Raw genomic sequence first — 26,361 nt, forward strand, 5'->3', positions numbered from 1 at the left:
TCTCAACCTCGCGTCAACAACGACATGCGCGAAAGTATAACAGGTTGCGTCACCTTTGCCGGTATTGGGCAGTTTGCGCTGGCTAGGGCAGGCGGGTTGCCAGTAACAATCCCAACTCCTGGCGGGCGCCGCTGTTATTGACCAATCGCAGGAACAGGGATTGGTGATCGGCCGTAACAAATCCCGTAAGCACTTGAACGCCGTCGGTGAAACTGATCTGTCCATTGCCCAGATCCGCGTAACTGAGGGCGATGTCGGCGCTGGCCATGGCGGTGGGCGTACTTACCTTCGAAGACGCCACCGTGTGTTCCACCGTCAGGCCGGCGGTAGCCAGCGTGGCGGTGGTGGACGAGGTTAGGGTCAGGGTGGCGTCCTGGTAATGGCTGAGCAGGTTGCTGTTCGCGGCCAGTCCCAGGGCCACACCCTGCACGCGGTAGCTTCCGCTGGTCGGGGCCAGGCCTGGAAACTGCTGGCCTGCCACCACCAGGCCATCGCCGATTTCCGAATCGTCCAGGTTGAACGCCAGCAGGTTGCCGTCGGGTGTGCTGGCACCAATGCCATCGCTATCCAGATTGAGACGGCCGATTTGTTGGGGCCCGCTACTCAACTGGGCTTCCCGCAGGGTCAGGCTGTGCCCGCCCACACGGGCGCCCACCTGGGAGGCAACCGTGCCACTGCCGTCCCGGCTCAGGACCTGGGTTGTCAGGTTGCGGCTGATGCTGGAACCGTTCACCGTCCAGGTACCGATGGCGGACTCGGCGACGAACGGCGAGGCTAGGTTTTGATTCAGTTCCAGTCCCAGGGTCATTACGTTGTAGGTCTTGCCATCGAGGGTATCGAGACTGAAGTCTTCCGCTCTGGCCAGGTTGAGTTCAATGGCTGACAGATAGTGGTCGTCCAGGGTTTGCAACCGTTTCAGTTGGTCTCCCTGGCGCTCCAGCTCGATGGCCTTACCGGCACTGAAATAACCCGCGAGAACCTGGCTTGGAGTGGTGTCGCCGTCTGCGACGAAGGCATCGAGGAAGAACGGATTGCGGGTCCAGCCGATCACCCGGGAGCTGTCCTGGCCGGTGATGCTCTGATAGAACGCTCGGCCAGTCACCAGGCGCACGGCGTCTTGCAGGGTCGCCGCACCCGGGGCGGTGGCGTGGGTGTTGAGGTCCCAGGTCTCGTTGCCACGGGAGAGGAAGTCGTTGCCGGCCGTCTGAACCAGTGTTTCCCGGCGGTAGGGAATATCGCCGGTGACCGAGGTGACATTGATGTCGAACACGTTGAAAGACGTCAGGGTAAGCGCAGGGTAGACGTGGGCACTGCCATTCTCGTCTTGCAGCAGTTCTTCCTGGGCGATGCGGACGCCCCATTGACCGGGGGCGCCGAGGTTGGGCTCGAGAAAACTTTGCCCGAGCTCAATGCCCAGCAACACGCTGTTGAAATCCACCGACGAAGCGGAAATCGTGCCGGCGGAGGCGCTGTCCAGCAGGGCGAAGCTCGCCATGTCCGCGGTGTAACTGACGAAGTCTCTGCGTTCGCCGAGGAGGGCAAGGGTGCCGGCACCGTCCAGATTGGAGGGGATCTCGATCTCGAAATCGTGGACCTGGTCGGCCAGGGTAGACCAGACATATTTGTTGAGACAGAGGTTGTCTTCGCCACTGTTCACACAGCTCATCACCTGGTCGAACTCGGCTGCGCTGTAGGTGCTCAGTACGTCCCTGATCAGGAACTCGGAAAATGGATTGACCTTGATATCCCGGTCTTCGTCCGCGGCCAGTGAGCGGAACACCGTGTTGCCGAAAGACGCCTCGATGATCACGTCCGGGCCCAGAGGTTGGCCATCGCTGAAGGTAATGACGTGGCGACCGTTGCCTTCGGAGCGAAGGTCAACGTCCACCGACGCCAGCCTGGCCAGGGTATGATTTGAACGGTACACGTCAATTCGATCCGGCGTCACGAGGCGCAGGTTGCGGCGGGTCTCCTCGCCGTCCGGCGCGATGGCTGCCGGTACCTCAAGGCTGACCCGGACCTCATTGGCGGCAAGGCCGGAACTGTTGTTGGAATCGCCCGTGGTGCCGGACTGAAAATCATCCAGGGCATTGGTGGCGGGTGGGAAGGTGTTGGGTTTGCCAGCCGCTTCCTCAAGGGAGTCGTCACTACCGCCGCCACAGGCCGTCAGCTGCACAGACAGGGCGATGAGTGTGAACAGAGCGGGGCGTTGCAACCACATGCCGTAGATTCCATCGAAGAAGTGGAATCTCAGTGTAACAGGCGGGTTGGTTGGAAACAGTGAGTCAGGACACGAAATAACAGCGGAATGTCGCCGGTGGCGGGCCCTGGGCCGCCACCGGACGGCAGGTTTAGAAGTAGATCTTGAGGCCAGCCATGACGCCCTCGTCCAGGTTGACGTCTGTACGGAAGTCTTCCAGGTCGGTATTCAGGTAGCGATACCCCGCAAACACTTCCGCGTTGCGAATAACCCGGTAGCTGCCGCGCAGTTCAATGCTGGTGAGATCCTCGGAATCGCCGAAGGACAGAATGTCCGGTGCAAAATGGGCGGAGCCGGTGAAGGAAAGACCAGGCACATTCGGAATGTTCAGGGTGGCGTAGCCGCCGATGCCGAGGGCGCCGCCGTCAAAGGGACTGTCGTCCCAATAAATGCCTCGTACGCCCAGCCCGGCGGTGGTGGGCAGGTTGCCGATGGCGGTGCGGCCCTGGGCATGGAAGTCCAGATTGGTGATGTTTCGGCTACCTTCGTGGTAAGTATGGCCCAGGCCCAGTTGCAATTCGGAGTTGCCATCGAACAGGTTGACCTGGCCCTTGACGGAGTCGTCCGTCAGGCTGAGGTCGACGTCGGCAGCCATCACAGGGGCTGTCAGCAGGGACAGAGCAACAAGCGGAATACGGCAATACTTCATGCGGGCACCTTTGGTTTGATTTAACTCGTTGAATTGAATACTTGCCAGCGCTGGGCAATGATTTTGACGCCATGGTAGCGGGAGGGTCCGGAGCACTCAACTTACAATGGGGTAAGACGAACACGATACCTATTGTGTGCATGCTCGTAGGATGCTGGTGAGGCATAGCCGAACCGCATCAATCGCGCCTGAATCCAAGGGTATGACCGGTGCGGTTCGCGTTGCTCACCGGCATCCTACGGGATTTGGAGCCTGGCCCTCGATCGTGCGGGATCCTCGCTCAATGTTGGGTTGAATCGAGGTCGCCTTGGTCCAGGTCATCGGGCGACACATTCTCTGCGGGCACGCGATAATCCTCATTGGCCCAGGCGCCCAGGTCAATGAGTTTGCAGCGCTCGCTACAGAACGGTCGAAACGGGTTCGAAGTATCCCATTCCACGGCTTTTTTACAGTTGGGGCAATCAACAATCATTCAGAAAACCACCTTGCATTCAGAAAACCACCTTTCATTCAAGAAACCACCTGCATTCAAGAAACCACCTGCATTCACGAAACGACCTTACAATACTGTTCCAGGACGGCGCGCAGCATTTCTATATTGACCGGTTTGGCCACAAAGGAATTCATTCCTGCCTGACGGCAGCGCTCTTCGTCTTTCTCCATGGCGCTGGCGGTGAGCGCAACTACCGGAATGGGCGCGCGGTGTTCATGCCGTTCCCATTCCCTCAGCCGGCGAGTGGCTTCAAAACCGTCGACCTTGGGCATCACGCAATCCATAAAGATGATGTCGAAGGGGTGCCACATCCACAGGCTGGCGGCGGCTTCGCCATCGTTGGCGGTCATCACATCACAGCCCAACTTCTCCAGCAAGCGCCGGGTGAGCGTGCGATTGACCGGGTTATCCTCTACCAGCAGCACCCGCATGCGGCCGCCCGGCAAATGCTGGCGCTGGGTGGTCGGGGCACCGGACTGCAGGGAAAAACGGGTCAGGAACTGGCGCTCGTCCGCGCTGGCGTCGAGAAACAGCTGGTGCAGGATGGGGCTCAGGCAAGACTCCCGCAGGGACTTGCTGAGGAACGCATCGGCGCCGGCCTGACGGAAGTGTTCCGCATCCCCCCGCTGGGGGTTGGAGGACAGGATCAGCAGCCGGGTACGGGCCCAATCGGGGTTGCCGCGAACCTGCCGGCACAGCAGATCGCTGTCCATGTCCGGGACGAAGCCATCGAGTACCACGGCGTCGAAGGGTTGGTGGCCATCCGCGGCCTGGCGCAGTGAGGTTAATGCTTCGCCGGCGGACTTCACGGCCTCAATACCGAGGTCATAGCGTGACAGCATTTCCAGGGTGATTTTGCGAGACAGCTCATAGGAATCCACCACCAGAATGCGCTTGCCCTGCAGCATTCGGGTATCGGGGCGAATCCTGGCAGCGCCGTCCGGCGCGACCGGCAACGCCAGCTCTACCCAGAAGGTACTGCCTTCGCCGGGTTGGCTTTCCACGTCCAGGGTGCCGTCCATCAGGGTCACCAATTGCCGACAGATGGCCAAGCCCAAACCGGCACCGGGGGATTGACGCTGAAATCGTTGGCCGAGCTGGACGTAAGGCTCGTAAACCAGCGGCAGATCTTCCGGGTTGATGCCGACGCCGGTGTCTTCCACGGCCAGCCGAATGCGGACGCGATCGTCCTGGCGGCCGAGCACCTCAATGCTGATCAATACGTGCCCGGAATCGGTGAATTTAATGGCGTTGGAGGTCAGGTTGAGCAGGATCTGGCGAATCCGTACCGGGTCGCCTTCCAGGCCGAAGGGCAAGTTCTCATCCACCCGTTGCTCCAGTGCCAGCCCCTTCTCCCTGGCGCGATTGCCCAACATATGCACCAGGTCGTTAAGGGTTTCCCGGAGGTCAAAGGGGATGGTCTCCAGAACCAGCTTGCCGGCCTCGATGGCGGAGATGTCCAGCAGGTCATTGATGATGGCAGACAGGTTTTCCGAGGCGTTTTGCAGGGTCAGAACGTATTCTCGTTGTTCCTGGTCCAGCTGAGTATCCGACAGCAGGCTGGCATATCCCAGCACCGACTGTAGCGGAATGCGCAGTTCGTGGCTGACATTGGCCAGAAACTGGTTCTTGGCGTGGTTTGCCTTGACCGCTTCGTCGCGCTCGCCCTGGGACTGAATGGTGGTTTGGCGCAGGCTGCGGGTGTCTTCCAGTAACTGCAGACGCATGGTATTGAGCGCCTGCTCCATTTCGCTGAGTTCATCGGGATGTTTGAGCGCCCGGCGTTTCAGTTTCAGCGGTTCGATCAGGGCATCGAGATTGAGGCGGGCGGCATAGCGGGACATGGCTTCCAGGTGTCGGGACAAGGTGAAGCGAACGATCACCAGTAGGCCCAGGGTGCCTAGCATGACGACAAATGACTGAAACAGTAGGGTCAGAACCACCCGGTCCATGAGCTGCTGGTAGGCCACTTCCACCGACGAGGTCAGGGTCAACGTGCCCAGCGAAACGGGTTCATTGAGCTGGGGGCGCTTGTAGATCAGTGGAAAGGTCTGGCTGATCACCCGGCCCTCGGGATAGATACCGGCGACAAAGGCATCACCCTCCGGAACCCGTACTTCGGCATGGGCGATATCCGGTAGGTTGAGGATGGCATCAATGGTGTTGGCCACCTCACTGTAGTTCAGTAGCCAGAGGTTGTTGCTGAGCGTGCCGGAAATCAGGTCGGCTGCTTTCTTCTGGGAGGTTTTTAATTCGTCGGTACGGCTGTCCAGTTCTCCGATCATTTGCAGACCGGTCGCGAGAATGGAAACCACCACACTGAACAGTAGGACGTAAATGAGCAATCGTGCTGCCAGCGGGCGCACGCCCATTTTCTTCAGCAAGTTGGTTAATGGCAAAGCACGCGTTCCCTGACTCGTCGAGTTCCTGAATAATGCCTGTCTATTTCCTGAGCGGAAGTTTAACAGACACTTAGCACCTCGACACTATTCACGGGCAAAGATACAGGGGGTTCTGGGCAAGGCGCCGGGGGCGATACGGTGGGCGCTGATGCCGAGGCTATGAAACGAAACCGCACATTGAGGTCATACAGATGAGCCCCGTAAATGCGGTCCTCATCGCGGCCGCGACGGAACGAGGGGCGAGGATCGTAGCTGACGACATCCTCGATCAGCGCCCGAAAGTCCGGGTAGCGCTCCGGATCCAGCCCAGTCAGCTGCTGCTCCGCCTCATCGCTGAACCTTACTGGCAATCGCTCGGTGGGGGGCGTGTCGGCCCAGCCCAGGCTCGCGTCTGGAATGGCGTCGGCAAAAGGTAGGTAGGGCTTGATGTCCAGGATGGGGGTGCCGTCGATCAGGTCGTGATCGCGGATACGCAAGATCAGTTGGTTGCCCTGCCGGCGCAGACCTTCATTGTGGACCACCGACAGTCCCAGGCTATTGGGGCGGAACGGTGAGCGGCTGGCAAACACCCCCATCTTCTTGTTGCCGCCCAGCCGTGGCGGACGCACCACGGGACGCCACTCTTCCCGAACTGCCTCATGGAACTGAAACGTTAGCCAGAGGTGGCTGCAGGATTCCAATCCACGAAAGGCATCCTCCCGATCAAATGGAGGCTGGATGACCAGATCTGCCCACGCATGCCGGGTGAGTCCAGGTTGTCGGGGCACGCCGAACTTGTCCCGAAAACAGGACCGGGTGAGGGCAATCGGGGTCAGGGTCAGCGCGTCGGTGGCAGGTTTGGAACGGTGTCGACTCATCGCTCGAGATTTCCGGAGAAGTACATTTCAATTCGAACAATCAAAGAGGTGCGATCCTTGAAACTGGCATCCCTGGGGAACTCGATGGCAGGAATCAGTTCGCCAAAAAGCCAACTATGATACAGCCGATAACGGTAGGTGACATCGGCAAAGTAGCTGGTGGTGCGCCAATTGGGCTGACTTTCACCCAAGATACCGATCCGGGGGTTAACGGTGGCCCGGTTGTTCAGCTCCTTGAAGCCATTGGCGGTCTGGGACATCATGAATTCGCGCTCCCGGTGCACCCACTCCAGTTCCGATGCCACCAACAATCTCCAGCCCTTACCGACCTCCCGGCCAAAGCTGACCCGCGATCGCTCACCCCAGCCGGTCTGGTGAAAGTAGAAGAAGCGTTGGTCGGCCAGAAGTGTCCAGTCTTCGTCCAATTGCCAGCGCTTGCGCGCCGTCGCCCGCCAGAAAGCGTCAGGGGGAATGCGTAGGCGGATACCGACATCATTGCTTAGGTTGATGGCATCGCCAACCTCGGACAGAAAGCGCAGGGCGCCAGTGGCGTCGGTTTCGCTACGCTGGTCATCGGTGAGCTGACGGGTACGGCGTCGTTCTTCCAGCGGAATCAGCTCATCGCTTTCGCTCTCGATGACGAGACGGAGCTTTTCTTCCACCGTGGGAATGTCCAACCGGAATCGCCCTTCCGGCTCGAGTTGGAGGGGGTCGCCATACTCAGATTTTGTCGCGAAGCCAATACGGACGTAGCTGGCGTTATCCGGTAGCACGCTGTCGCTTCCCGACAGGGTTCGGTCCGCCCATTCACCAAAACTCTGTACCAGGCGAGACCGACTGCGCTGGCTGCCAAGCACCCAGTTGGAGAATTGCAGCCAGTAGGAGTCTTCCGGCTCCAGCCAGTATTCGTCGGGATCGAACTGGTAGAACTCCAGTGGCAAGGCATCCACGGAGAGCGTCTCGGAAATATCGGGCTCGCGGACCGAAACAATGGAGTCCGCCCAGCTGGCCAGGGGCACCGCACTCAGCAAGAGCAGAGTCCAGGATTTCAAGTGATGTTTAAGCAAATGCCACCAGGAACCGATTGTGCAGCGACTCAACCCGACGCTGAACGTCGGCCAATGAGACGCTATTATCGATCACTTCGCTGGCCTTTTTAAGTCGTTCTTCCCGGGGCATCTGAGCGGCGATGATGCGCTCAACCTGAGTCTGGTCATTACTGTCCCGAGACATGGTGCGTTCGATCTGGGTTTCGACGGGCACATCCACCACCACCACCTGACGTGCCAACTTGTGTTGATCGGTTTCCAGTAACAGCGGCGAGACCAGCAAGGCGTAGGGTAAGGGGTAGTTCTCCGGGGCGAGCTGGCGGATCAGCTCCTGGCGAATCAGTGGGTGCAGCAGTTGTTCCAGCCATTGCCGTTGCGCCGGATCCTTGAACACGATGGCCCGCAGGGCGGCCCGATCCAGACTGCCCTCACTCGTGAGAATCTCCGCACCAAAGTGTTCCCGAATCGACGCCAAGGCCGGCTGTCCCGGCTCCACCACCTGGCGGGCAACGTCATCGGCGTCCACCCAATGCACGCCCAGCTCGCCAAACAGCTTGGCCACGGTGGACTTGCCACTGCCAATACCACCGGTCAGACCTACGATCTGTGTCATATTCTACGTACGTCCTTAAGCCAAATCCCGTAGGATGCGCTGAGCAAAGCGATGCGCATCACCCGTGCCCACTTGCACCGTGCTACAACGCTACACGCCAAGATAACCCAGCCACCAGGCTTGCAACTGCTCACCAAACCACAGCGCGAGCAACCCAGCCCCTGCGAGATAGGGGCCGAAGGGAATCGGGACCTCCCGTCCATGCTGCCGGAAAACAATCAAACCAATGCCAACGACCGCCCCCACCACGGAGGACAGCAGAATCACCACCGGCAGCATTTGCCAACCCAACCAGGCCCCCAGCGCAGCCAGCAGCTTGAAGTCGCCATGGCCCATGCCCTCCTTGCCAGTGACCAGTTTAAACAACCAGTACACGGACCACAGCGACAGATAGCCGGCAATGGCCCCCCAGAAGGCACTGTTGAAGTCCGTGAGTACGCCGTGGTAATTCAGAATCAGCCCGAGCCAGAGCAGGGGATAGGTGATGCTGTCTGGCAACAGCTGGGTATCCAGGTCAATGCCTGTCAATGCGATCAGCGCCCAGATCAGCAGCAATGCCCACAGCGTCGCCACGGTAGGGCCCAGCAGCCAGATCGTCAACACAGAGACCAGAGCCGTCAGGGCTTCAACTATGGGGTAGCGTGGCGAAATGGCCGTTTTACACGCTGAGCACTTACCCCGCAGGGCCAGGTAGCTGACCACCGGAATATTCTCCCAGGCCTTGATCTCATGACCGCAGGAAGGGCAGGTGCTGTTGGGGGATGACAAAGTGATTTTCTGCGCCGGCGTGCGTTGCTTTTCAGGCACCTCCAGAAAGTCCTCGCACTGGCAGCGCCAGTCCTGCTCCATCATCTTGGGCAGGCGGAGGATGACGACGTTTAGGAAGCTGCCGATGCAGAGGGATATGGAGACAACTCCTGCGAATAGTATCCAGGGAGCTGATAGAAGCTGTTCAATTAGATTCATGGGTTCGTTGCTTGATTGTGAGAATATGCAAAAGGAGAACTGTTAGGTTCTCCTTGAATCTTTTGTAGTTATGGCGACGGTAGACAAATTGGAAGGTTGGCCAGATGGTGATTACCCGACTACCTGGCCCATCTGGAATATGGGGAGATACATACCAATAATTAGCCCGCCAACTAACACGCCGAGAACTGCCATGATCATTGGCTCCATGAGTGCGGTAAGATTGTCCACCATGTCATCGACGACTGATTCATAGTGATCCGCAACTTTCTCTAGCATGGAATCTAGATTGCCTGACTCCTCCCCAATCGCTGTTAGTTGAACAGCCATAACAGGAAATACATCGGATTGTCGCATCGCAGCTTGAAGCTGGGTTCCGCTAGAAACCTGATCTTTGATTGAGGTAACTGCATCGCGATAAACCGCATTACCTGTTGCACCGGCTACTGAGTCCAAGGCTTCAACTAATGGAACACCCGACGCAAAGGTTGTAGAAAGTACACGTCCGAATTTTGCTACTGCTGATTTGTCGAGGATCTCTCCAACAATTGGAAGTTTTAATACGTATTTATCAATTAAATCAGAAAACCTTTTTGATCGCTGCTTGCCTTCCTTGAAGGAAAATATAATACCTAGCATGGCGAGTACGGTGATAAACCACCATTTTTGCATCCACTCTGAGATATTGATAATAAATTGCGTAAATACAGGTAACTCGGCGCCGAAGCCTTGGAAGAGGTTTTCGAACTGAGGTACTACCTTCACGAGAAGAATGGCTGTAACGACTATCGCGACTACGATGACCGCGATTGGGTAAGTCATGGCTTTTTTAACTTTTTTCTTAAGTATCTCGGTCTTTTCCAGGTATGTAGCGATCCGGTCCAACAGCTGCTCAAGGGCCCCGGCCTTTTCGCCAGAGTCAACCAAGTTGCAATAAAGGTCATCGAAATGCCTGGGATGTCGACGAAGGGCATTGGCAAAACTGGTACCTGACGCCACGTCATTACGTACCGCTGAGATAAGCTCTTTTAAGCCTTGGTTTTCCAGGCCGTCAGTGACAATGTCGAAGCTTTGGACAAGGGGAACGCCAGCTTTCATCATTGTCGCCATCTGCCGAGTGAACATGGCAATGTCGAATGGGGTGATTTTCTTGCTGCCACCAAAGAGTGGCTTGGGCTTCTTGCGAACTTTGCTGGGTAGGATGCCTTGTTTACGGAGTTGAGCCTTCACCACGGCAAGATTAGAGCCTGACACTTCGCCCTTGGTTTTGTTGCCCTTTTTATCCTTGCCCTCCCAGACAAAGACTTGGAGTTGTTCTGCTTTTTCAGCCATGCTTAATCCTTCGTAACCCGGTTCGCCTCTTCAAGACTAGTCACACCCTGAATCACTTTTTTAAGGGCAGACTGCCGAAGATTTGTGAAGCCCTCGGCCTGTGCTTGTTCTGCAATTTTTATGGAGCTGGCCTCTTCCATAATCATGTTGGCTAGCCTGTTCGTGATTGAAACCACCTCGTAAATGCCGACGCGTCCTTTGTAGCCTCCATTGCATTTATCACAGCCCTTGGGGCGGTACAACGTAAAGCCTGTATCAATTTGTTCCTCTGTGAACCCTTCGGCCAAAAGGGTTTCTCTTGGAATCTCGGCTGGTTGTTTACAGGAGCCACAGAGCCTGCGCCCGAGTCGTTGCGCAATAATTAAGCTGACGGACGTGGCGATATTGAACGCTGGGACGCCCATGTTCATCATTCGGGTCAACGTTTCCGCCGCGCTGTTGGTGTGCAGAGTCGATAGCACCAAGTGCCCGGTTTGTGCGGCTTTGATGGCAATATTGGCCGTTTCGAGATCCCGGATCTCACCGACCATGATGATATCCGGGTCCTGGCGGAGGAAGGCCCGTAGAGCTTCCGCAAAACCCAGGCCCACCTTGTTGTTCACGTTAACCTGGTTTATCCCTTCGAGGTTTATTTCGGCAGGATCTTCTGCAGTAGAGATGTTTCGTTCAGAGGTGTTGAGGATATTGAGTCCGGTATACAAGGATACGGTTTTACCTGAGCCGGTTGGGCCCGTTACCAGAATCATGCCCTGAGGTTGCTCAAGGGCATCCAGATAAAGCTGCTTCTGTTCTGCTTCATAACCCAAAACATCGATGCCCAGCTTGGCCTGGCTTGGGTCCAGAATCCGCAATACGATCTTTTCGCCCCATAGCGTGGGGAGGGTGTTGACCCGGAAATCGATGGCCTTGGTTTTGGACAGCTTCATTTTGATACGACCATCCTGAGGGATGCGTCTCTCGGAGATATCCAATTGGGCCATGATCTTTACCCGTGCGGCGATCTTGGGCGCCAGCTTGATCGAAGGCTTGGAGATTTCCTTCAAAATACCATCTGTTCGATAACGGACCCGATAGGTCTTCTCATAAGGCTCAAAGTGAACATCAGAGGCGCCGCCGCGAATGGCATCCAACAGCATCTTATTGACGTATTTGACGATTGGGGCGTCGTCAATGTCCGATGCTGATACCGCGCTGTCGTCATCTGCCTCTCCGCCTTCAGTTTCTACGCCCTCCAGATCGGCATCTTCCAGGTCGCCCATGGTGGTGTCGGCGGCCTCGAAATATCGCTCTATCGCAACCCGGAGTACGGCGTCATCCACCAGCACGGCTTCGGTGCTGAGACCGGTATTGAACTTGATCTCGTCCAGTGCCTGAATGTTTGTGGGGTCGGAGACGGCAATGAACAGTCGGTTGCCACGTTTATAAAGTGGGAGGGTATTGTGCTTGCGGATCAGCTTTTCGTCGACCAGGTTTTCCGGCATCATTTCTGGCAGGAAGGCGCTCAGGTCGAGAACCGAGACGCCAAACTCCATTGCCGCTGAGTAAGCTAGCCCTTTGCTGTCAGCCAAATTGTTCTGTACGAGGTAAGAGATCAAGGGTGTTCTGTTGTGTGATGCCTGAATGAAGGCATCCTTGGCTGCTTCTTCGGTAAGTAAGTCGTCATCGACGAATCGGCGAGCAAGACCGGTAAGCGTAACGCTGGAAGATTTATTAGCCATAGTAATTGAAGACTACATTCTAAGTTGCTGAAACGCAGTTTATTGCGCAACACTGAGTGTAGTTGGGTGGCACTAATTTGAAAAGCTAAACCTGGAGGTCGGGCTTTGGATCCTCAGTTTGACCAGACTTGACATGGCGGGTGACAAAAATTGTCAATTTCTGACCTTGAGTGAGAGTGAGTCCTAAGTAAATTTAACCCTGTAAGATCTGTAATGTTGACTAGTGCACTGAACGATAAGGTGTTTTTAACATTTTCTTGCAATTGGCATGTTCGATGCTACAGTCTGGTCAGGTCGCTCCCTGAGGGGCGGTGCTGATCCAAAAGCGGAGAGATAAGAAATGAAAAAAGTTCAACAGGGTTTTACTTTGATCGAACTGATGATTGTCGTTGCTATCATCGGTATTCTTGCGGCCGTTGCTATTCCTGCCTATCAGGATTATACGGTTCGGACTAAAGTTTCCGAGGGCTTGTCGTTGGCTGCTGGCGCTAAGACAGCTGTCGCTGAAACACGCCTGAGTATGGGGCGCTGGGCTGGAGCGACCAATGCCAGTTACGCGTTGTCTCCGTCGGGGAGCATCACTGGTAACAATGTCGCAGGTGTAGCTGTAGGTGCCAATGGTGTGATTACCATTGATTATAATAACGATACCGCGATTACTGGCTCTAACATAACTTTGACCCCAACAGTAACCGGTGGTGGAATTTCATGGGCATGTGCAGGTTCTGTCCAGTCTAAGTATCGGCCATCAAATTGCCGTTAATTGATAGAGTTTAATTTAGCATAGAAAGACAACCCTGCCAGGCGTCAGTCTAGCAGGGTTTTTCTCGTGGAGTATTTTCGTTGACCTCTAGGCATCAAATCACTATTTCCCTTCTTCTCCTGTCCGTTTTGATTATGGCTGTCTTTGTTTATTGGCCAGGCCTAGAAGGTCCTTATTTATTTGATGATAGGAGCAATTTGGAGCCAATTAATAATTACGGAGGGATTGATAACGTCGAGGCCTTGGAGCGTTTTATTCTGGAGGCACCTGGATTTCCAGGCAGACCACTAAGTCTTCTTTCGTTCGTCATAAATGACCAATATTGGCCATTGGATGTTTTTCGAGTTAAATTTACCAATTTAATGCTCCACCTGTTAGTTGGGCTAATTGGCTTTCTCTTCGTAAGAAAGCTTTTGGTTTTACTAGATTTTAGCCGGGTATCCGCCAATTATGTTTCGTTAGTAGTTGTTGCAATTTTCTTGTTGCATCCCTTGAATGTATCTACAGTGTTGTATGCCATCCAAAGAATGGCGCAACTAAGCGCTTTGTCTGTACTTGTTGGACTTTATTTGTTTGTTAGCTTCCTAAGTATATCAAAGAGGGAAAATGATTTAGCTCGTGAATTACCTGCCTGTATTTACGGTTGGTGTGCAGGGTTACTGCTGGCATTGTTCTCTGTAATTGGGATTCTATTCAAAGAGAATGCTTTTTTGATTTTTCCTTTGGCTTGGCTTTTGATGTATTTTTTGCCGAAAGGTATAGCTGACGGGATTCCTTATAGATCTGTTTGGAAGTCGATTTTCTTATTTGCTCCGGTGGCAATGTTTTTGTGTTATTTTGTTTATTATGTGGCTGGAAATCTTGAAGCTACAGCTACTTACCGGGGTTATACTGCAAGTGAGCGTACGATCACTCAAATTGGAGTTGTTTTTGATTACATAAAGCAAATAGCAAGTCCCTCTCCACGGGGCTGGGGGCTTTATTATGACGATTATCCAATCGTTAGCGATTTTTTGGCCTCTGCTAAGTCAATTTTTGCTCTAGGAATTCACGTCTTATTGATTGGTAGTGCTGTTTTCTTGGCTAAACGTTTTCCTGTTTATGCCTTCGGAATATTCTTCTTTTACATAGCCCACTCGCTTGAGGTTATTCATATTTCACTAGAGTTGTATTTTGAGCATAGAAATTATCTTCCAATGCTTGGGCTTATATTGGCCATTGTTGAGCTTGCTAGGCGGTCTATTGATCTTGTTCGAAATCGTGCCATTATAATAATGATGCTATTGTTTTCAGTTATCTCATTGGAAGTATTGCTGACATATCAGCGAGCTTCATTGTGGGGCGATAGCGGTTATTTGGCAAAGGTGTGGGCCGATGAGAACCCTACATCATCACGATCTCAAGCTGAGTATATAAGTTATGCTTTTTCCGAGGGAGATTTAGAGGCGAGCCTTGAGTATAGTGTTAGGGCATCAACTAACATTCCAAATGATTTGTCCCTAAAGCTAACTAGGTTGCTTGTTTCCTGTTTTATGGAGTTACCAAGAGATAGTGAATTAATAGATGGTATATCAACTATTGCTAAGACGTCGGTTTTCGAGAACGCGAGCTATATTAGGCTGGAATATTTGATCGAATTGGCTAGAGACGGCAGCTGCGAAACAATCAATCTTGACGACATTGAGCTGGTATTCGATGGCTTAGCATTAAATGAGCGTTTTCACTCAAGGGACTCTCTTATTTCACTGTTTTATTATTATCGATCTATGCTCTATGAGGCTAAAAGAGACTTGTCTCAAACAATAGAGTCCATTGATAAAGCGTATAGCTATGAGAACAATCTATTGTATTTGGCAAAAAAGGCATCGTGGTTGGCCTCAGCTGGATTAATGGAAGAAGCATGGAAGGTCCAATCTGAACTTGAAGCCAATCATCGCACACATTTTGTTAGCAGCGATTCAGAGTTGCCGATCATTCGAAATACTAGAATGGAGTTAAAGGCATATGAAGCCTATTGGTCCTCGTCTAGGTAAATATAACTTTTTCTATAGGTATTGATAGTATGAAGTTGTCGATCGTATTGCCTGCAAAGAATGAAGCAGAGTCCCTAAAAAAGCTGCTACCTAGGCTTAAAGAAGTTTATCACGATGCTGAGGTAATTGTCGTCAACGATGGATCTACTGACGACACTTCTTCGATCTGCAAAGTTAATAATGTAATTGAAGTTTTTCATGCGTACTCCAAAGGAAATGGCGCAGCGATTAAGGCTGGGACACGAGTTGCAAGCGGTGACGTTATAGTTTTTATGGATGGGGATGGTCAACATGATCCAGAAGATATTAAGTATCTTCTAGGCCAGCTAAATGAAAATTATGACATGGTAGTTGGATCGAGGAGCTTCAGTTCGCAAGCAGGTATCGGCAGGGCGGTAGCTAATTATTTGTATTGCAAACTTGCTACTTATATGTCCGGCCATAAAGTTAACGACTTGACTTCAGGTTTCAGGGTGGTTAGGGCAGATAAGTTTAAGGAGTTCTTATATCTATTGCCTAACGGATTTTCCTATCCGACTACTTCAACCATGGCATTTTTCAGGGCCGGATATTCTATAAAGTATGTGAATGTTAATGTTTCAAAACGAGTTGGAAAAAGCCACATAAGGCCGATTAAAGATGGTGCGAAATTTTTCTTGGTTATTTTTAAGATAGGTACGCTTTATTCGCCATTAAAGATTTTTGCTCCCATATCACTATCTTTTTTACTACTTGGTTTTTTTCGATATTTGTACACATATGTTAATGGTGGACAATTTACTAATATGAGTGCACTGTTTTTTAGTGTTGGTGTAATCGTATTGTTGGTTGGGCTGGTTTCTGAGCAAATTACTACGTTAATTTACCAGATGAGACCAGAGAAAAAGTTAAGATATGACGATGAGAAAGAATAAAATACTTGTTGTAACTACCTCATTTCCAAACTCAAATACTGATTCGAAAGGTATATTTGTAAAGCGGTTGGTTGACGAGCTATCTTTAATTAGAACAGAAAAACTTACAGTATTGCATCCGTTTACTGGGCGTGAATCTGAATTTAAATTGAATTATCACGTAAAAAGCTTTAGGTACCTTCCAGAAAAGCTTCAAAGAAGAATTCATGGTCCAGGTGGTATTCCCTCAGCAATTTCGGAAAATCTAGCATTCGTATTATTTTTGCCACTTTTGGTCGTTTCAATGATCTTATACTCCATAAAATACTCAAAGGACGCTAAGGTCATAATTGCAAACTGGTCATTGTCAGGAATAGTTGCGGGCGTTGCTGGTAAATTTAGAAGGTTACCAGTAATTACAATTCTCCGGGGCAGTGATGTTAACTCAACGTTTTTCCTGTCAAAGCTATCTCTTCATTTTGCTATGAAGCTAAGCGATAGGGTGGTTTTCGTGAGTAATGATTTTTTTAATAGGGCTCAGTCTAATAATAAAAAAAACCGGTTAATTATTAATGGGGTTGATGCGATAGAATTTTCTCAGCCCCCTAGGAAGGTTTCTAATAAATTAAAAATAATCTTTGTCGGCAATGCAACTAAAAATAAGAATCTCGCAACTGTTCTCGATGCGCTTTATATTTTAAAGCGGAAAGGTATTCCTTTTGCCCTAAAGGTTATTGGCGAAGGCGAGATGTTAGCTGAGTTGAAACTTAAAGCTAAGGAAGCATCTTTTTCGGAATGTGATTTTTTAGGTAGGGTTCCACCAAATTTGGTGGCTTATCATTTTAATAGTTCTAATGTATATATAAACTCTAGCTTTCACGAAGGGCGCTCGAACGCGATCGTCGAGGCTATGTATAGTGGCTGTTTGCCTATAGTTTCTAACATCGCAGGAAATAGACAATTAGTAGAGAACAATAAGACGGGATTGATATTTAATCCAAGCGATGGCGAAGAATTAGCTGAAAAACTGATGTTCGTTTGGCAGAATCCGATGACCTTTCAGCGAATAGCTAGTGATGCACAAGCCTTTGCCAAAAAAACTTTTCTCAGTTGGAACGATTGTGCGAAACAATATTCCATGCTGATAGATGAGCTGCAGGTAGATTAGAATAATGTGCGGAATTGCATTCATATATAAGAAAGAGTCTAATCGAGACTACCTGGGTAGTAGAATGGCCTGTGCAATTTCATCAATGTATGAACGCGGTCCAGACAGCAATGGAGTAGAAATCATTGATGATGTGGCCTTGGGGCACGTTCGGCTATCCATCGTTGACCTTAATGGTAGTCCTCAACCAATGCGCTCTCCTTGTGGACGGTATTTATTATCTTTTAACGGTGAGATATATAATTACAGGGAATTGAAGGCAAGTCTTAAACACAGCTGGGAATTTGCCACCACCGGAGACACAGAAGTTTTATTAGCCGGCCTCATCCTCCAAGGAGAGAAGTTTCTTGAGTCAATTGAAGGGATGTGGGCTTTTGCTTTATGGGATTCACAAGATAATGAATTGTTCCTCAGCCGAGATAGGTTAGGAAAAAAACCTTTATACTACTCGGCGGACCATGATCAGTTTTGCTGTGCGTCAGAACTACCAGCGTTAAATTTACTGTCTGGAAAAAAATGGATAGAGGATTTTGATACAACGGCAGATTACTTTAGATATGGCTATGCTCTTCCAGGTTTCACTTTTTATAAAGGGATTCATGAACTCCCTCCGGCCTGCTATTTAAAATGGCGTCCAAATACTGATTTAAGGATCGTACGCTACTGGTATCCTAACATTACGCCATACGCAGGAACGTACTCGCAGGCACAAGACGAGTTAGAGCACGTATTGCGTGAAGCTGTTGGCAAAAGACTTATAGCCGATGTGGAAGTCGGAACCTTTTTATCAGGAGGTATCGACTCATCTTTAGTGACCGCTTTAGCTAAAGAAGCGTATGGTGATAGATTAAACTCCTTTACAATTGGTTTTTCCGAGTCATCACATGACGAAAGCCAATTCGCTAAAAACGTTTCCGAGTTTCTAGGTATTACTAATCATTGTTCCATAATCGATGAATTAAATTATGATCGCTTTCTTGGAATTATGACCCGGCGTGTTGGGCAGCCGTTTCACGATTCCTCAATAATTCCAACTTCAATGGTTAGCTATCTTGCGAGTCAAAAAGTTAAGGTTGCACTGTCTGGAGACGGTGCCGATGAACTGTTTGGTGGATATCAAAGGTATCGAGCTCGAAAAATTCTTAACTTTTATCTTTTGGCCCCAGTTTGGATGAGGAAGCAACTCCGATCACTAGTTTTACGCCTTCCTGAACCAGAAAGTCACCATAGCCGCAGCGTCCTTAAGAAGTTGCACTTGTTTATGAATGTTGTAGACAGGAGGGAATCGGAGGAACCTTATGTTGCCCCCTGCTTTTTTTCTAGGCAGACGTTCAGCGCACTTTTTCCCGGCTTGGAAATGAAAGGACATAAATTTGATAGGCCTTGGGGGGAGAGCGATCTCTTATCAGATATAAAAAACATGATGCTGTCTGACACTTTTGTCTATCTACCTCAAGATATACACGCGAAAGTTGATAGATCATCGATGCAGCATTCTCTGGAAGTGCGTGCACCATTTATGGATAGAAAGGTGGTCGAACTTGCTTTATCGCTACCTATAGATTGGGTTCATGGTTGGAGGTCGGATAAGAAAATACTCAGAACAACATTCTATAATCAGCTGCCGTCAGAAGTATGGGCTAGGCGTAAACAGGGATTTGCTGTGCCGATTTCAAGTTGGTTTAGAGCAGAATTAGGCGGCAGCTTGCAAAAGCTCCTTGAAGGCGCGTCTTCAATTGTTATAGATACCAAAGTTGCAAAGAGTATGCTAGATGACCACCGAACAGGAAAAAGGGACTTCGGCTACAGGCTCTGGTTAATTTATGTCTACTTACTGTGGCGGAAAGAGTGTGGATTCCTACAAAATTAACGATCATAGAAAAGATTATTTTGACCCAAGGAAGGTAAGTTTTATATTGCCTAGCTTAGATATCGGTGGAGCTGAGAAGGTTTGCGTAAAGCTATCGGAAGAGTTCCAAGCTAGAGGAATTCATACCGAGATTTTGTTGATCGTGCCATCCATTAAGTTGCCAGTACTGTCAGGAGTCAGGGTGCGAAGTATTGGCGGGAGCAAACATTTCCCTTTATTCCTAAATGCATTTATTTCAGTTTGTTACTTGGCTTTTAGATTCAATTTACGAAGTAAAAGAGAAGTTTTTATTTCGTCAGTTAGAGGGGCATCAATAGCCGCATTATTTGCCGATTTTTTATCATTTAAAAAATCTGGTTTAATTGTAAGAGAGGCCAGTCTTTTTTTTCCAAAGTATTGGTATGGAAAAAGACTGCATTCATTTGTAGTTAAATATTGCTATTCACGCGCTAAGGTTATACTTGCTGTATCCGAAACAGTGAAGGAAGAATTGGTTGAGAGTTTTGGTTGTAAATCAAAGATTCTTGTTATAAATAACCCGATCGATATTCTTCAATTAAAAGATAAAGCTAAAGAATTTACCCCGAAGTCAAGATTCGATTTCAATTTTTTGACAGTTGGTAGGTTAGTTGCGGAGAAATCCTATGAAGATCTTTTAATAGCTTTTTCTAAACTAGAGTCTAATAAAAATTTTGGGTTAACGATAATAGGTGATGGGCAATTAAATTTTAGTCTAAAATCCCTTGCCGACAGGCTTGGTGTAGCAAATAAGATTTGTTGGCTCGGGTACCAGGACAATCCTTATCCTTGGTTTAAAACTGCAGACGCTTTTGTTTTAACGTCAAAAAGTGAGGGGTTTGTGAATGTGCTGGCTGAGGCTGTGGCGCTCGATGTGCCAGCTATAATCAGTACTGATTGTGGAGGTGGGCCGCAGGAACTGCTTAAAGGGCAGGAACAGACTCATATAGTCCCGGTTGGTGATATTGATGAAATTTCTAGAGCGCTGAATAAGGTGTTAAGTGAGTCAGTCAGAAGAATTAAAAGAAATACAAGTGAGTTTGAATCCTCGAAGGTTATAGATGCCTATTTAGAAGCTATTTTTTAAGTTTAGTACGCTGAAGTAGGGTGATTAATTGATTGTTAGACAGGGTATAGTTTCAACCATCGCTCAGCTCATCGGACGTTCGGCTAACATTGTTGTGCCGCTAATCGTTGTGTATAGATATGGCGTATCTAATTTAACCGATGATTTGTTCCTGACTATGGCTGTTGCATTTTTTTTTGGTGGCACTCTAGCTAACTCTGCGACAGACGTATTTGTTCCGGAATTATTAAAGAGAAAATCTAGCTACACGGAACGTGATTGGAAGATATTTTCGGGAATTATTTCTGTTCTATCGATAGTTGTGGTCTTAACAACAAGCTATGAGTCGGAGCTAAGCTCAATGCTGCTCATAGTATCAGCATTCGTAATAGTATATTGTGGTATATGTAGTAGTCTTTATGTGGCCCACTTTTATAGCTGTGGAAATTTTTTGTTACCTGGAGTATCTTGGTCTTTTCGGTGGATTTCAGTTATTCCAATAATTGCTATAGATGAGGCGGTCTTAGGAATTCTTCTGTTTTTATTGTTTACTGCGATCGCTGATTTGACGCGTTATTTTTTGTTGAGAGCCTGTGTTAATAGACAAAAGATGGTTTCTTATACTACCTCACACGGTTATGAAGCCTTGATGGCAGTTATAATTATGATGGTAAGCTCTTCTATATCTGGCTTGAATCCATTAGTGGATAGATTAATTGCTTCGCTCCTTTCGCCAGGAGAGTTGTCAAAGTTTGAAGTTATAGATAGAGTGGGATCAGTTTTTTTAATGCTGCCTACGGTTGGTCTTCTTCAAGTTATTAGTCTTAATGTCACTGTCCGTATATTTAAAAATGAAAATTGGCGATATGATATATTCTTGCTAAAAATTTTATTGTTTTCGACTTTGTGGTCTTTTCTTTGTCTATTTTTTGTTTTTTCATTGTCGGCTTATCAAGAGCATTTTAGACCTTACTTTTCGATCGCAATAGGATCTGATCAGTTGTGGCTTTTCGTTATATTTATTTTTTCGGCCCCATCTATGTTTTTGGGTATGGTCTTAGTGAGGATGTTACTTGCTGTTAAAAAAGGGCAGTTGGTTTTAATTGGTGCCTGCATTTCAGTTGTAAGTAACATTTCAATGTCGCTGATTTTATCTAAAATCATGGGGATTCACGGTATACTCATCGCAACATTGGTTACCTACTCATTGACCTTCATATTTTTATTGTATTACTTTTCTAAAGTCTATCGAGAATTAACTTAAGCCGGTTGGCTGCCACCCGTATGTCGTAACGGACGCGAGCTTCTGAAGCTATTTTTATTCTGGAAAAGCTCGCTGCATTTTGGCTGATTTTTTCAAGTCCAAACAGAAGGTCCTTCTTACTGCAAGCTTGAACGACAAAGCCATTGGACTCATTTATTATCTCTTTCGCGCTTGTTTTTTCAGATGTCGAAAGAACGGGGACGCCATTTGTGAGTGCTTCTAGCATTACATTTGATAGTCCCTCGTAGCGCGAGCTAATTACCAAAAAAGAGGATTTTCTAATTTGCGCTATGGGGTTATCTATATTCCCTAAAAGCTTTATATTTTCTTCCTCATTTAGTTTTTTTATTTGATTTTGAAGTTCATCTTTTTTTGTTCCCGTGCCTATAATATTGAGCTTAAAATCAGGGTGCTTCAATCTGAATTCAGAAAATGCGCTTATTAAGACATCGAACCCTTTTTGGTGCTCTAGCCTTCCGACAGCAACTACAGTATTCTTTAGGGGTAGAGGCAGGGGGAAGTTACTAATTCTGTTCTTTTGAACGCCGTTGTTAAGAATAAACAGATTATTTTTTTTGTTTAGGCTCGGGATTGCTAGCTGTAGGCTGTTTCTCAGTTCTTCACTAAGGCAAAGAATCCCATCTGCCTTAGGATATAACCATTTTGCCAGTGATTGATATGCTTTCGGAAATCGGCTAACCTCACAGGCGGACTGGTGACATAGTGCTTCTCTAATGATTAGTTTTGTTCCCTTGGGGAGGGCTAATTTTAGCGACAAAGTTAACAAATTCATGTCTATGATTGAGCTTAACAAAAAATCCGGCTTCTCTTTCCTCGCCCTCTTTAATAGATTCAATATAAAAATCAAGCTTGATTTGTGGGTATTGATGTGAAGGCTTGATGTGTTTATATCTATTTGCTCGGAGTTTATGAAAAACTCGACATTGAAAGTACTGCCAATTTCTTTGGAGATTGATGTTAAGAATATTTCGGCTCCACCGGTCCCAAGGTTTGGTAGTAAGATCCAAATATTTTTCTTTTTTGTATTCATAGTCTTAAATAGGCGGCTTTGAAATAAATGAGTATAGAATGTAAGCTTTGTGGTTCCGAAGTGATCGAAAATGTTCGTTTTTCTAATTTCTTGGCGCTAACTAACTCTAACGTAGCAGTCTACACTTGTAGTTCATGTCGGGCTAGTTTTTTGATCGGAGATTTAGATCAAGAAATATATGGGAAAAACTATTTTGGACGTGTTGGTCAGGAGTATGAGTACGCCGGCCAGAGTATTGATAATGCCTTGCATTACGAAAATATCATCAAAAATCTTTTGAATTATGCTTCCTCGACGAATGCCTTATTAGATCTCGGTTGTGGTTTGGGTCATTTTTTGGAGAAGGCGGAGGCCAGTTTTAATAAAGTTGTTGGTGTTGACGCTTATTTAGAGAAGAAAGACCTTGTTACAGCTAACGCTGTTTTTTTAAAAAAAGCTCTTGAAGTCAGTTCCTTTAATGAGGGCGAGTTTGACGTGGTGACGATGAATCACTCTCTTGAACATGTTGATGACCCCTCTAAGGTTCTTGGGAATGTTAATTATTATTTGAAGCCTAATGGTATAGTTTATATTGAGGTTCCTTTTCAATATTGGAGTTTTTACGATAAAGTTTCATCAGTATTTAAGCCTAAACTAAAGGCCGATATTTTTAGTTATCATCACAAGTCCTTTTTTACGCCGAACAGTCTAAAAGCATTTTTAGCCAATAATGGTTTTGAGGTTTTAAGAGTTGAAACATTTTTGCCGTTACGGGGTAGGTCAAGATTTTTGGGGTTAAAAGGGAAGCTTCTTTACCTGTTTTTGGCTTTTTCTGGACTTTTTAAAAAAGGTGATTTTATTGCAATTATTGCTCGAAAAATCGATAATCGATAGTGGCTTATGTCTGGCTGATTTGTGATGTAAGGTCAATATGGGTCGCGAAATTAAAATGATATTCTGCTTGTCTAAATATATTTTTTGCTGGATTATTAATGTTGTTTTAAGTCTATGACTTTGATCAGAGTGATTGCGCTATAATTAAGTGGTTTTAAATTAATGGTATCGCTGTTATTGTTATCCAAGATTTCTCAGTTAGAGATGATGGTTGGCTGAAAAGCTGATGTGGATTGGTGAATACTGAATGCCACCTCGAAACACCTCTTTTCTAATAATTCTGCTTAGCACTTTCCCTCCCGCAGTCTATGCTTTTGAGCAGGTGCTGAAAGTTGGTCTTGTCTGAAGGCTGGCGATCTCGTAAAGATGTGCGTCCGGCTTCGCGCTCAGTTCAGGTGCAGTGACCTGGGTTGTTTGGATCAATTGCACCTGCTTCTCAGTTGAAACTTCTACCTGCTGTGAGGCTGCATTCGGCCGGAAGGCAACCCCTCACTTCCAGTGTCACTCAGCAATTCGGTGAGTTCTGCTGAACGTTGACAGGAGTTGTAGAAATGAAAGCATTAGATCACGCTGACTATTCTCATTCTCCCGCGGTCACCGTAAGTGTCGTGTTAATAGCCGCTTTTCTTTCCGCCTGCTCCAACAACAGTAGCGGCTCCAGCTCCATAACCCCCGAAGGCACCTCTGAAGGCATCGCCTACGACGGTTACCTGGTTAATGCTCTGGTGTGTATCGACAGAGACCTGGACAAGGTTTGTGATCCCGCAGAACCCTCAGACACCACGGCTGCCGGTGGCGCCTTTGAGCTTAATGATCTCACCGACGCAGAACTTCTGTGGCCGCTGGTGTTGGAAACGACGAACGATACCGTGGACGAAGACGACGGTAGTAACGTCGGGGCTGGCCTGAAACTCACGGCACCTGCCGGCAGCCAGGCGATCAGCGCGCTGTCCACGATCATCCAATCCAGAATTGAGACTGCTTTAGCACAGGGCTCGACGGGGACTCTGGCGACGCTCAAGCAACAGGCAAATCTTCAGCTTGCCCAGGAGCTGGGGGCGGGCAATATCAATTTAACGAACTACGACCCAATTGCTACCAAGACGTCTGGATTAGCGGACAATGTCACGCGGGAGTTGGCCGCCAAGCTGCATATTGTCAATCAGATACTTATAGATCAAATCGCTTTTCTGAAGCCCCGGGCGGAATCCCGGGCTCCAAACAACCCTAGGGCGGCGTATGGGGCTGTGATAAAGAAATTAAATGCTGAGTCAGTGAAGGCGAGGGTGGATATAAGCTTAGACGTTTTCGCGATCGAGGACCGAATTACGGCCACCAAGGACCAGATTGTAGGTGTACTGATGCCGGCGGACCCAACAATAGCAGAGATTAACCTGCAGGCAGACGAAGACGAAGCTGCAGAGGCGGCAATAAGATCAAGGGTAAATGACGATGCTACCGGCGGCACCGGCACGGGAGGGGGCACCGGGACGCAATAATCCTGAGAGAATGCGGGGCGTTTGGCCAAGAGCAGTGCCACTGTATTGCGACAGGGTGTTATTATGGCCGCTGTGAATTCGCCAGCCAGAGCAGGAAGCCAACCCTTATGCAATACCAAACCCTTCTCCAAGATGTCATCAATATCGCCGATGCAGCCAGCAATAAGGTCCTCGACATCTACCGGTCTGACTTCAAGGTTAATTTCAAAGAGGACGAATCCCCCATCACCTGTGCCGATGTTGCGTCGCACAAGGTAATTGTTGAAGGCCTTCGGAAGCTCACGCCGGATATCCCGATCCTGTCCGAGGAGGCAGCCAACGCGCCCTGGCGACAGCGTCGTCGCTGGCATCGATTCTGGCTGGTGGACCCCATCGATGGCACCAAGGAATTTACCCGGCGCACCGACGAGTTCACCGTCAACATCGCGTTGATCGAGCATGGCGAACCGGTGCTGGGGGTGGTCACTGCGCCAGCCCTGGGCGAAGCCTATTGGGGTGTTAAAGGTGAGGGGGCCTGGAAGCGGGAGCGCAGCGGTCGGGTGCGGCGTATCAGTGTGGTGGTGCCAAAGGCGCAAAAGCGCATTGTCGCCAGCAAAAGTCACCTGAACGATGCCACTCGTGACTTCATTCAGACTATTGGTGATCACCAGCTGGTACAGGCTGGCAGCTCCCTGAAATTCTGCAGAATCGCCGAGGGTGATGCCGATATCTATCCCCGCCTTGGGCCCACCTGTGAATGGGACACTGGTGCCGCTCATGCCGTCCTGGCGGCGGCAGGCGGTAAGGTGGAGACGCTCGAAGGGCAGCCCCTGCGCTATGGTAAGGAAGACGTACTCAATCCGTACTTCGTTGCCTCGGCCAAGTGGTATCGATGAGCTGGTACGTCGTCCAGCACAAACCGGCCCAGGGCGACCGCGCCCTGGACCACCTGCAGCGCCAGGATGTCGCCTGTTTCTACCCCAAGGTGAAGGTGGAGCGGGTATGCGCCGGCAAGCGGGTGAGCAGGCTGGAACCGCTGTTCGCGGGCTACCTCTTTATTCATTTGTCTCAGAATGATCCCCGCTGGGCAAAGTTGCGCTCAACACGCGGGGTGTTGAGGGTGGTCAGTTTTGGCAATAAGCCGGCCGTGATCAACGAAGAGATTATCTGTCAGCTCAAGCTGGGCTTGGCACGCGTAGAGGAGCAGGGAGGCATTCGAACCGGCCAAGCGGTTGAACTCGATGGCGGCCCGTTTAGCGGGCTGTCAGCCGTATTCCAGTCCTTTGACGGTGATGAGCGGGCGATTGTGCTGATTGAGTTTATGCAGAAACAGCAGAGGGTGTCGGTTCCCGTCACCACGATTCGCACGAAACCCTGAATAGCGTCTCACTAGCAGTCTATTCCCACTGGCGACCTTATATTTGACAGCATTTGACAAGATCTTCACCTAAAAGCGAGGCTTATAGTGGCCTGTAGCTTGCCTGTAATATCTCGTCAGGTAGAATTGCGTCACATTTTTGTAAGCATTCGGTTGCAACTTGTTAC

Annotated in this window: 22 protein-coding genes; 11 read left to right on the forward strand and 11 right to left on the reverse strand. The window is 49.3% G+C overall.

Translation table 11 applies throughout. The features are described from left to right. Positions 1 to 82: 82 nt before the first annotated feature. From N6L25_RS04315 to pilB, 10 genes are all read right to left on the reverse strand, one after another. Entirely contained in the window at positions 83 to 2,221 is a 2,139-nt protein-coding gene (locus N6L25_RS04315) for a hypothetical protein (RefSeq protein WP_271978234.1), read from the reverse strand. 130 nt (positions 2,222 to 2,351) lie between these two features. Then, complete coding sequence (locus tag N6L25_RS04320) at positions 2,352 to 2,909, reverse strand: YfaZ family outer membrane protein (RefSeq protein WP_271978237.1); 558 nt, start codon at positions 2,907 to 2,909, stop codon at positions 2,352 to 2,354. Between the two features lie 280 nt (positions 2,910 to 3,189). Further along, positions 3,190 to 3,381 carry a DNA gyrase inhibitor YacG gene (yacG, locus tag N6L25_RS04325; protein WP_271978239.1) on the reverse strand — a complete coding sequence of 64 codons (192 nt, stop codon included), beginning with the start codon at positions 3,379 to 3,381 and terminating at the stop codon, positions 3,190 to 3,192. A gap of 74 nt (positions 3,382 to 3,455) precedes the next feature. Further along, complete coding sequence (locus N6L25_RS04330) at positions 3,456 to 5,774, reverse strand: response regulator (RefSeq protein WP_271978316.1); 2,319 nt, start codon at positions 5,772 to 5,774, stop codon at positions 3,456 to 3,458. Positions 5,775 to 5,863: 89 nt separating this feature from the next. Further along, complete coding sequence (gene tsaA, locus N6L25_RS04335; protein WP_271978241.1) at positions 5,864 to 6,661, reverse strand: tRNA (N6-threonylcarbamoyladenosine(37)-N6)-methyltransferase TrmO; 798 nt, start codon at positions 6,659 to 6,661, stop codon at positions 5,864 to 5,866. Continuing rightward, positions 6,658 to 7,692, reverse strand: coding sequence for a hypothetical protein (locus N6L25_RS04340; protein ID WP_334312379.1), 1,035 nt, complete (start codon positions 7,690 to 7,692; stop codon positions 6,658 to 6,660). The genes tsaA and N6L25_RS04340 overlap by 4 nt, the downstream gene beginning before the upstream one ends. Positions 7,693 to 7,720: 28 nt before the next feature. Then, the gene (gene coaE, locus N6L25_RS04345; RefSeq protein WP_271978243.1) at positions 7,721 to 8,323 is read right to left on the reverse strand and encodes a dephospho-CoA kinase; all 603 of its coding nucleotides are present in this window, start codon (positions 8,321 to 8,323) and stop codon (positions 7,721 to 7,723) included. 90 nt (positions 8,324 to 8,413) lie between these two features. Further along, on the reverse strand, positions 8,414 to 9,289 hold the full coding sequence (locus tag N6L25_RS04350) for a prepilin peptidase (protein ID WP_271978245.1): 876 nt from the start codon (positions 9,287 to 9,289) through the stop codon (positions 8,414 to 8,416). A 111-nt stretch (positions 9,290 to 9,400) separates the two neighbouring features. Further along, complete coding sequence (locus N6L25_RS04355; protein WP_271978247.1) at positions 9,401 to 10,621, reverse strand: type II secretion system F family protein; 1,221 nt, start codon at positions 10,619 to 10,621, stop codon at positions 9,401 to 9,403. Between the two features lie 2 nt (positions 10,622 to 10,623). Continuing rightward, a complete protein-coding gene (gene pilB / locus N6L25_RS04360) occupies positions 10,624 to 12,339 on the reverse strand; it encodes a type IV-A pilus assembly ATPase PilB (RefSeq protein WP_271978249.1) in 1,716 nt (571 codons plus the stop codon). Between the two features lie 340 nt (positions 12,340 to 12,679). On the opposite strand from pilB, the gene N6L25_RS04365 reads away from it, so the two are divergent. The 7 genes from N6L25_RS04365 to N6L25_RS04395 all read left to right on the forward strand — a co-directional run bounded on the left by N6L25_RS04365 (position 12,680) and on the right by N6L25_RS04395 (position 21,414). Further along, a complete protein-coding gene (locus N6L25_RS04365; protein WP_271978251.1) occupies positions 12,680 to 13,102 on the forward strand; it encodes a pilin in 423 nt (140 codons plus the stop codon). Positions 13,103 to 13,182: 80 nt separating this feature from the next. Further along, on the forward strand, positions 13,183 to 15,135 hold the full coding sequence (locus tag N6L25_RS04370) for a hypothetical protein (RefSeq protein WP_271978253.1): 1,953 nt from the start codon (positions 13,183 to 13,185) through the stop codon (positions 15,133 to 15,135). Between the two features lie 29 nt (positions 15,136 to 15,164). Further along, entirely contained in the window at positions 15,165 to 16,049 is an 885-nt protein-coding gene (locus N6L25_RS04375) for a glycosyltransferase family 2 protein (RefSeq protein WP_271978255.1), read from the forward strand. Further along, entirely contained in the window at positions 16,036 to 17,196 is a 1,161-nt protein-coding gene (locus tag N6L25_RS04380; RefSeq protein ID WP_271978257.1) for a glycosyltransferase family 4 protein, read from the forward strand. The genes N6L25_RS04375 and N6L25_RS04380 overlap by 14 nt, the downstream gene beginning before the upstream one ends. Before the next feature lie 64 nt (positions 17,197 to 17,260). Continuing rightward, positions 17,261 to 19,066 carry an asparagine synthase (glutamine-hydrolyzing) gene (gene asnB, locus N6L25_RS04385; protein WP_442915202.1) on the forward strand — a complete coding sequence of 602 codons (1,806 nt, stop codon included), beginning with the start codon at positions 17,261 to 17,263 and terminating at the stop codon, positions 19,064 to 19,066. Next, entirely contained in the window at positions 19,047 to 20,171 is a 1,125-nt protein-coding gene (locus N6L25_RS04390) for a glycosyltransferase (protein WP_271978261.1), read from the forward strand. Before asnB ends, N6L25_RS04390 begins: the two co-directional genes overlap by 20 nt. Positions 20,172 to 20,199: 28 nt before the next feature. Beyond that, positions 20,200 to 21,414: a polysaccharide biosynthesis C-terminal domain-containing protein gene (locus N6L25_RS04395; RefSeq protein WP_271978263.1), complete on the forward strand. Its 1,215-nt coding sequence runs from the start codon at positions 20,200 to 20,202 to the stop codon at positions 21,412 to 21,414. On the opposite strand, the gene N6L25_RS04400 is transcribed toward N6L25_RS04395, so the two are convergent. After that, positions 21,389 to 22,465 (reverse strand): glycosyltransferase, encoded by a 1,077-nt coding sequence (locus N6L25_RS04400; protein ID WP_271978265.1) that lies wholly within the window; start codon positions 22,463 to 22,465, stop codon positions 21,389 to 21,391. The genes N6L25_RS04395 and N6L25_RS04400 overlap by 26 nt on opposite strands. Before the next feature lie 27 nt (positions 22,466 to 22,492). Here N6L25_RS04400 and N6L25_RS04405 point away from each other — a divergent pair, with 27 nt between their 5' ends. The 4 genes from N6L25_RS04405 (at position 22,493) to rfaH (ending at position 26,194) form a co-directional block, all read left to right on the forward strand. Beyond that, positions 22,493 to 23,338 carry a class I SAM-dependent methyltransferase gene (locus N6L25_RS04405; protein WP_271978267.1) on the forward strand — a complete coding sequence of 282 codons (846 nt, stop codon included), beginning with the start codon at positions 22,493 to 22,495 and terminating at the stop codon, positions 23,336 to 23,338. A gap of 551 nt (positions 23,339 to 23,889) precedes the next feature. Next, positions 23,890 to 24,837, forward strand: a complete 948-nt coding sequence (locus N6L25_RS04410) for a hypothetical protein (protein WP_271978269.1) — start codon at positions 23,890 to 23,892, stop codon at positions 24,835 to 24,837. Positions 24,838 to 24,944: 107 nt separating this feature from the next. Next, a complete protein-coding gene (gene cysQ / locus N6L25_RS04415) occupies positions 24,945 to 25,712 on the forward strand; it encodes a 3'(2'),5'-bisphosphate nucleotidase CysQ (RefSeq protein WP_271978271.1) in 768 nt (255 codons plus the stop codon). Continuing rightward, positions 25,709 to 26,194, forward strand: coding sequence for a transcription/translation regulatory transformer protein RfaH (rfaH, locus tag N6L25_RS04420; RefSeq protein ID WP_271978273.1), 486 nt, complete (start codon positions 25,709 to 25,711; stop codon positions 26,192 to 26,194). Before cysQ ends, rfaH begins: the two co-directional genes overlap by 4 nt. Positions 26,195 to 26,361 lie beyond the last annotated feature (167 nt).

Source organism: Marinobacter sp. SS21, assembly GCF_028369065.1.
GTDB lineage: Bacteria > Pseudomonadota > Gammaproteobacteria > Pseudomonadales > Oleiphilaceae > Marinobacter.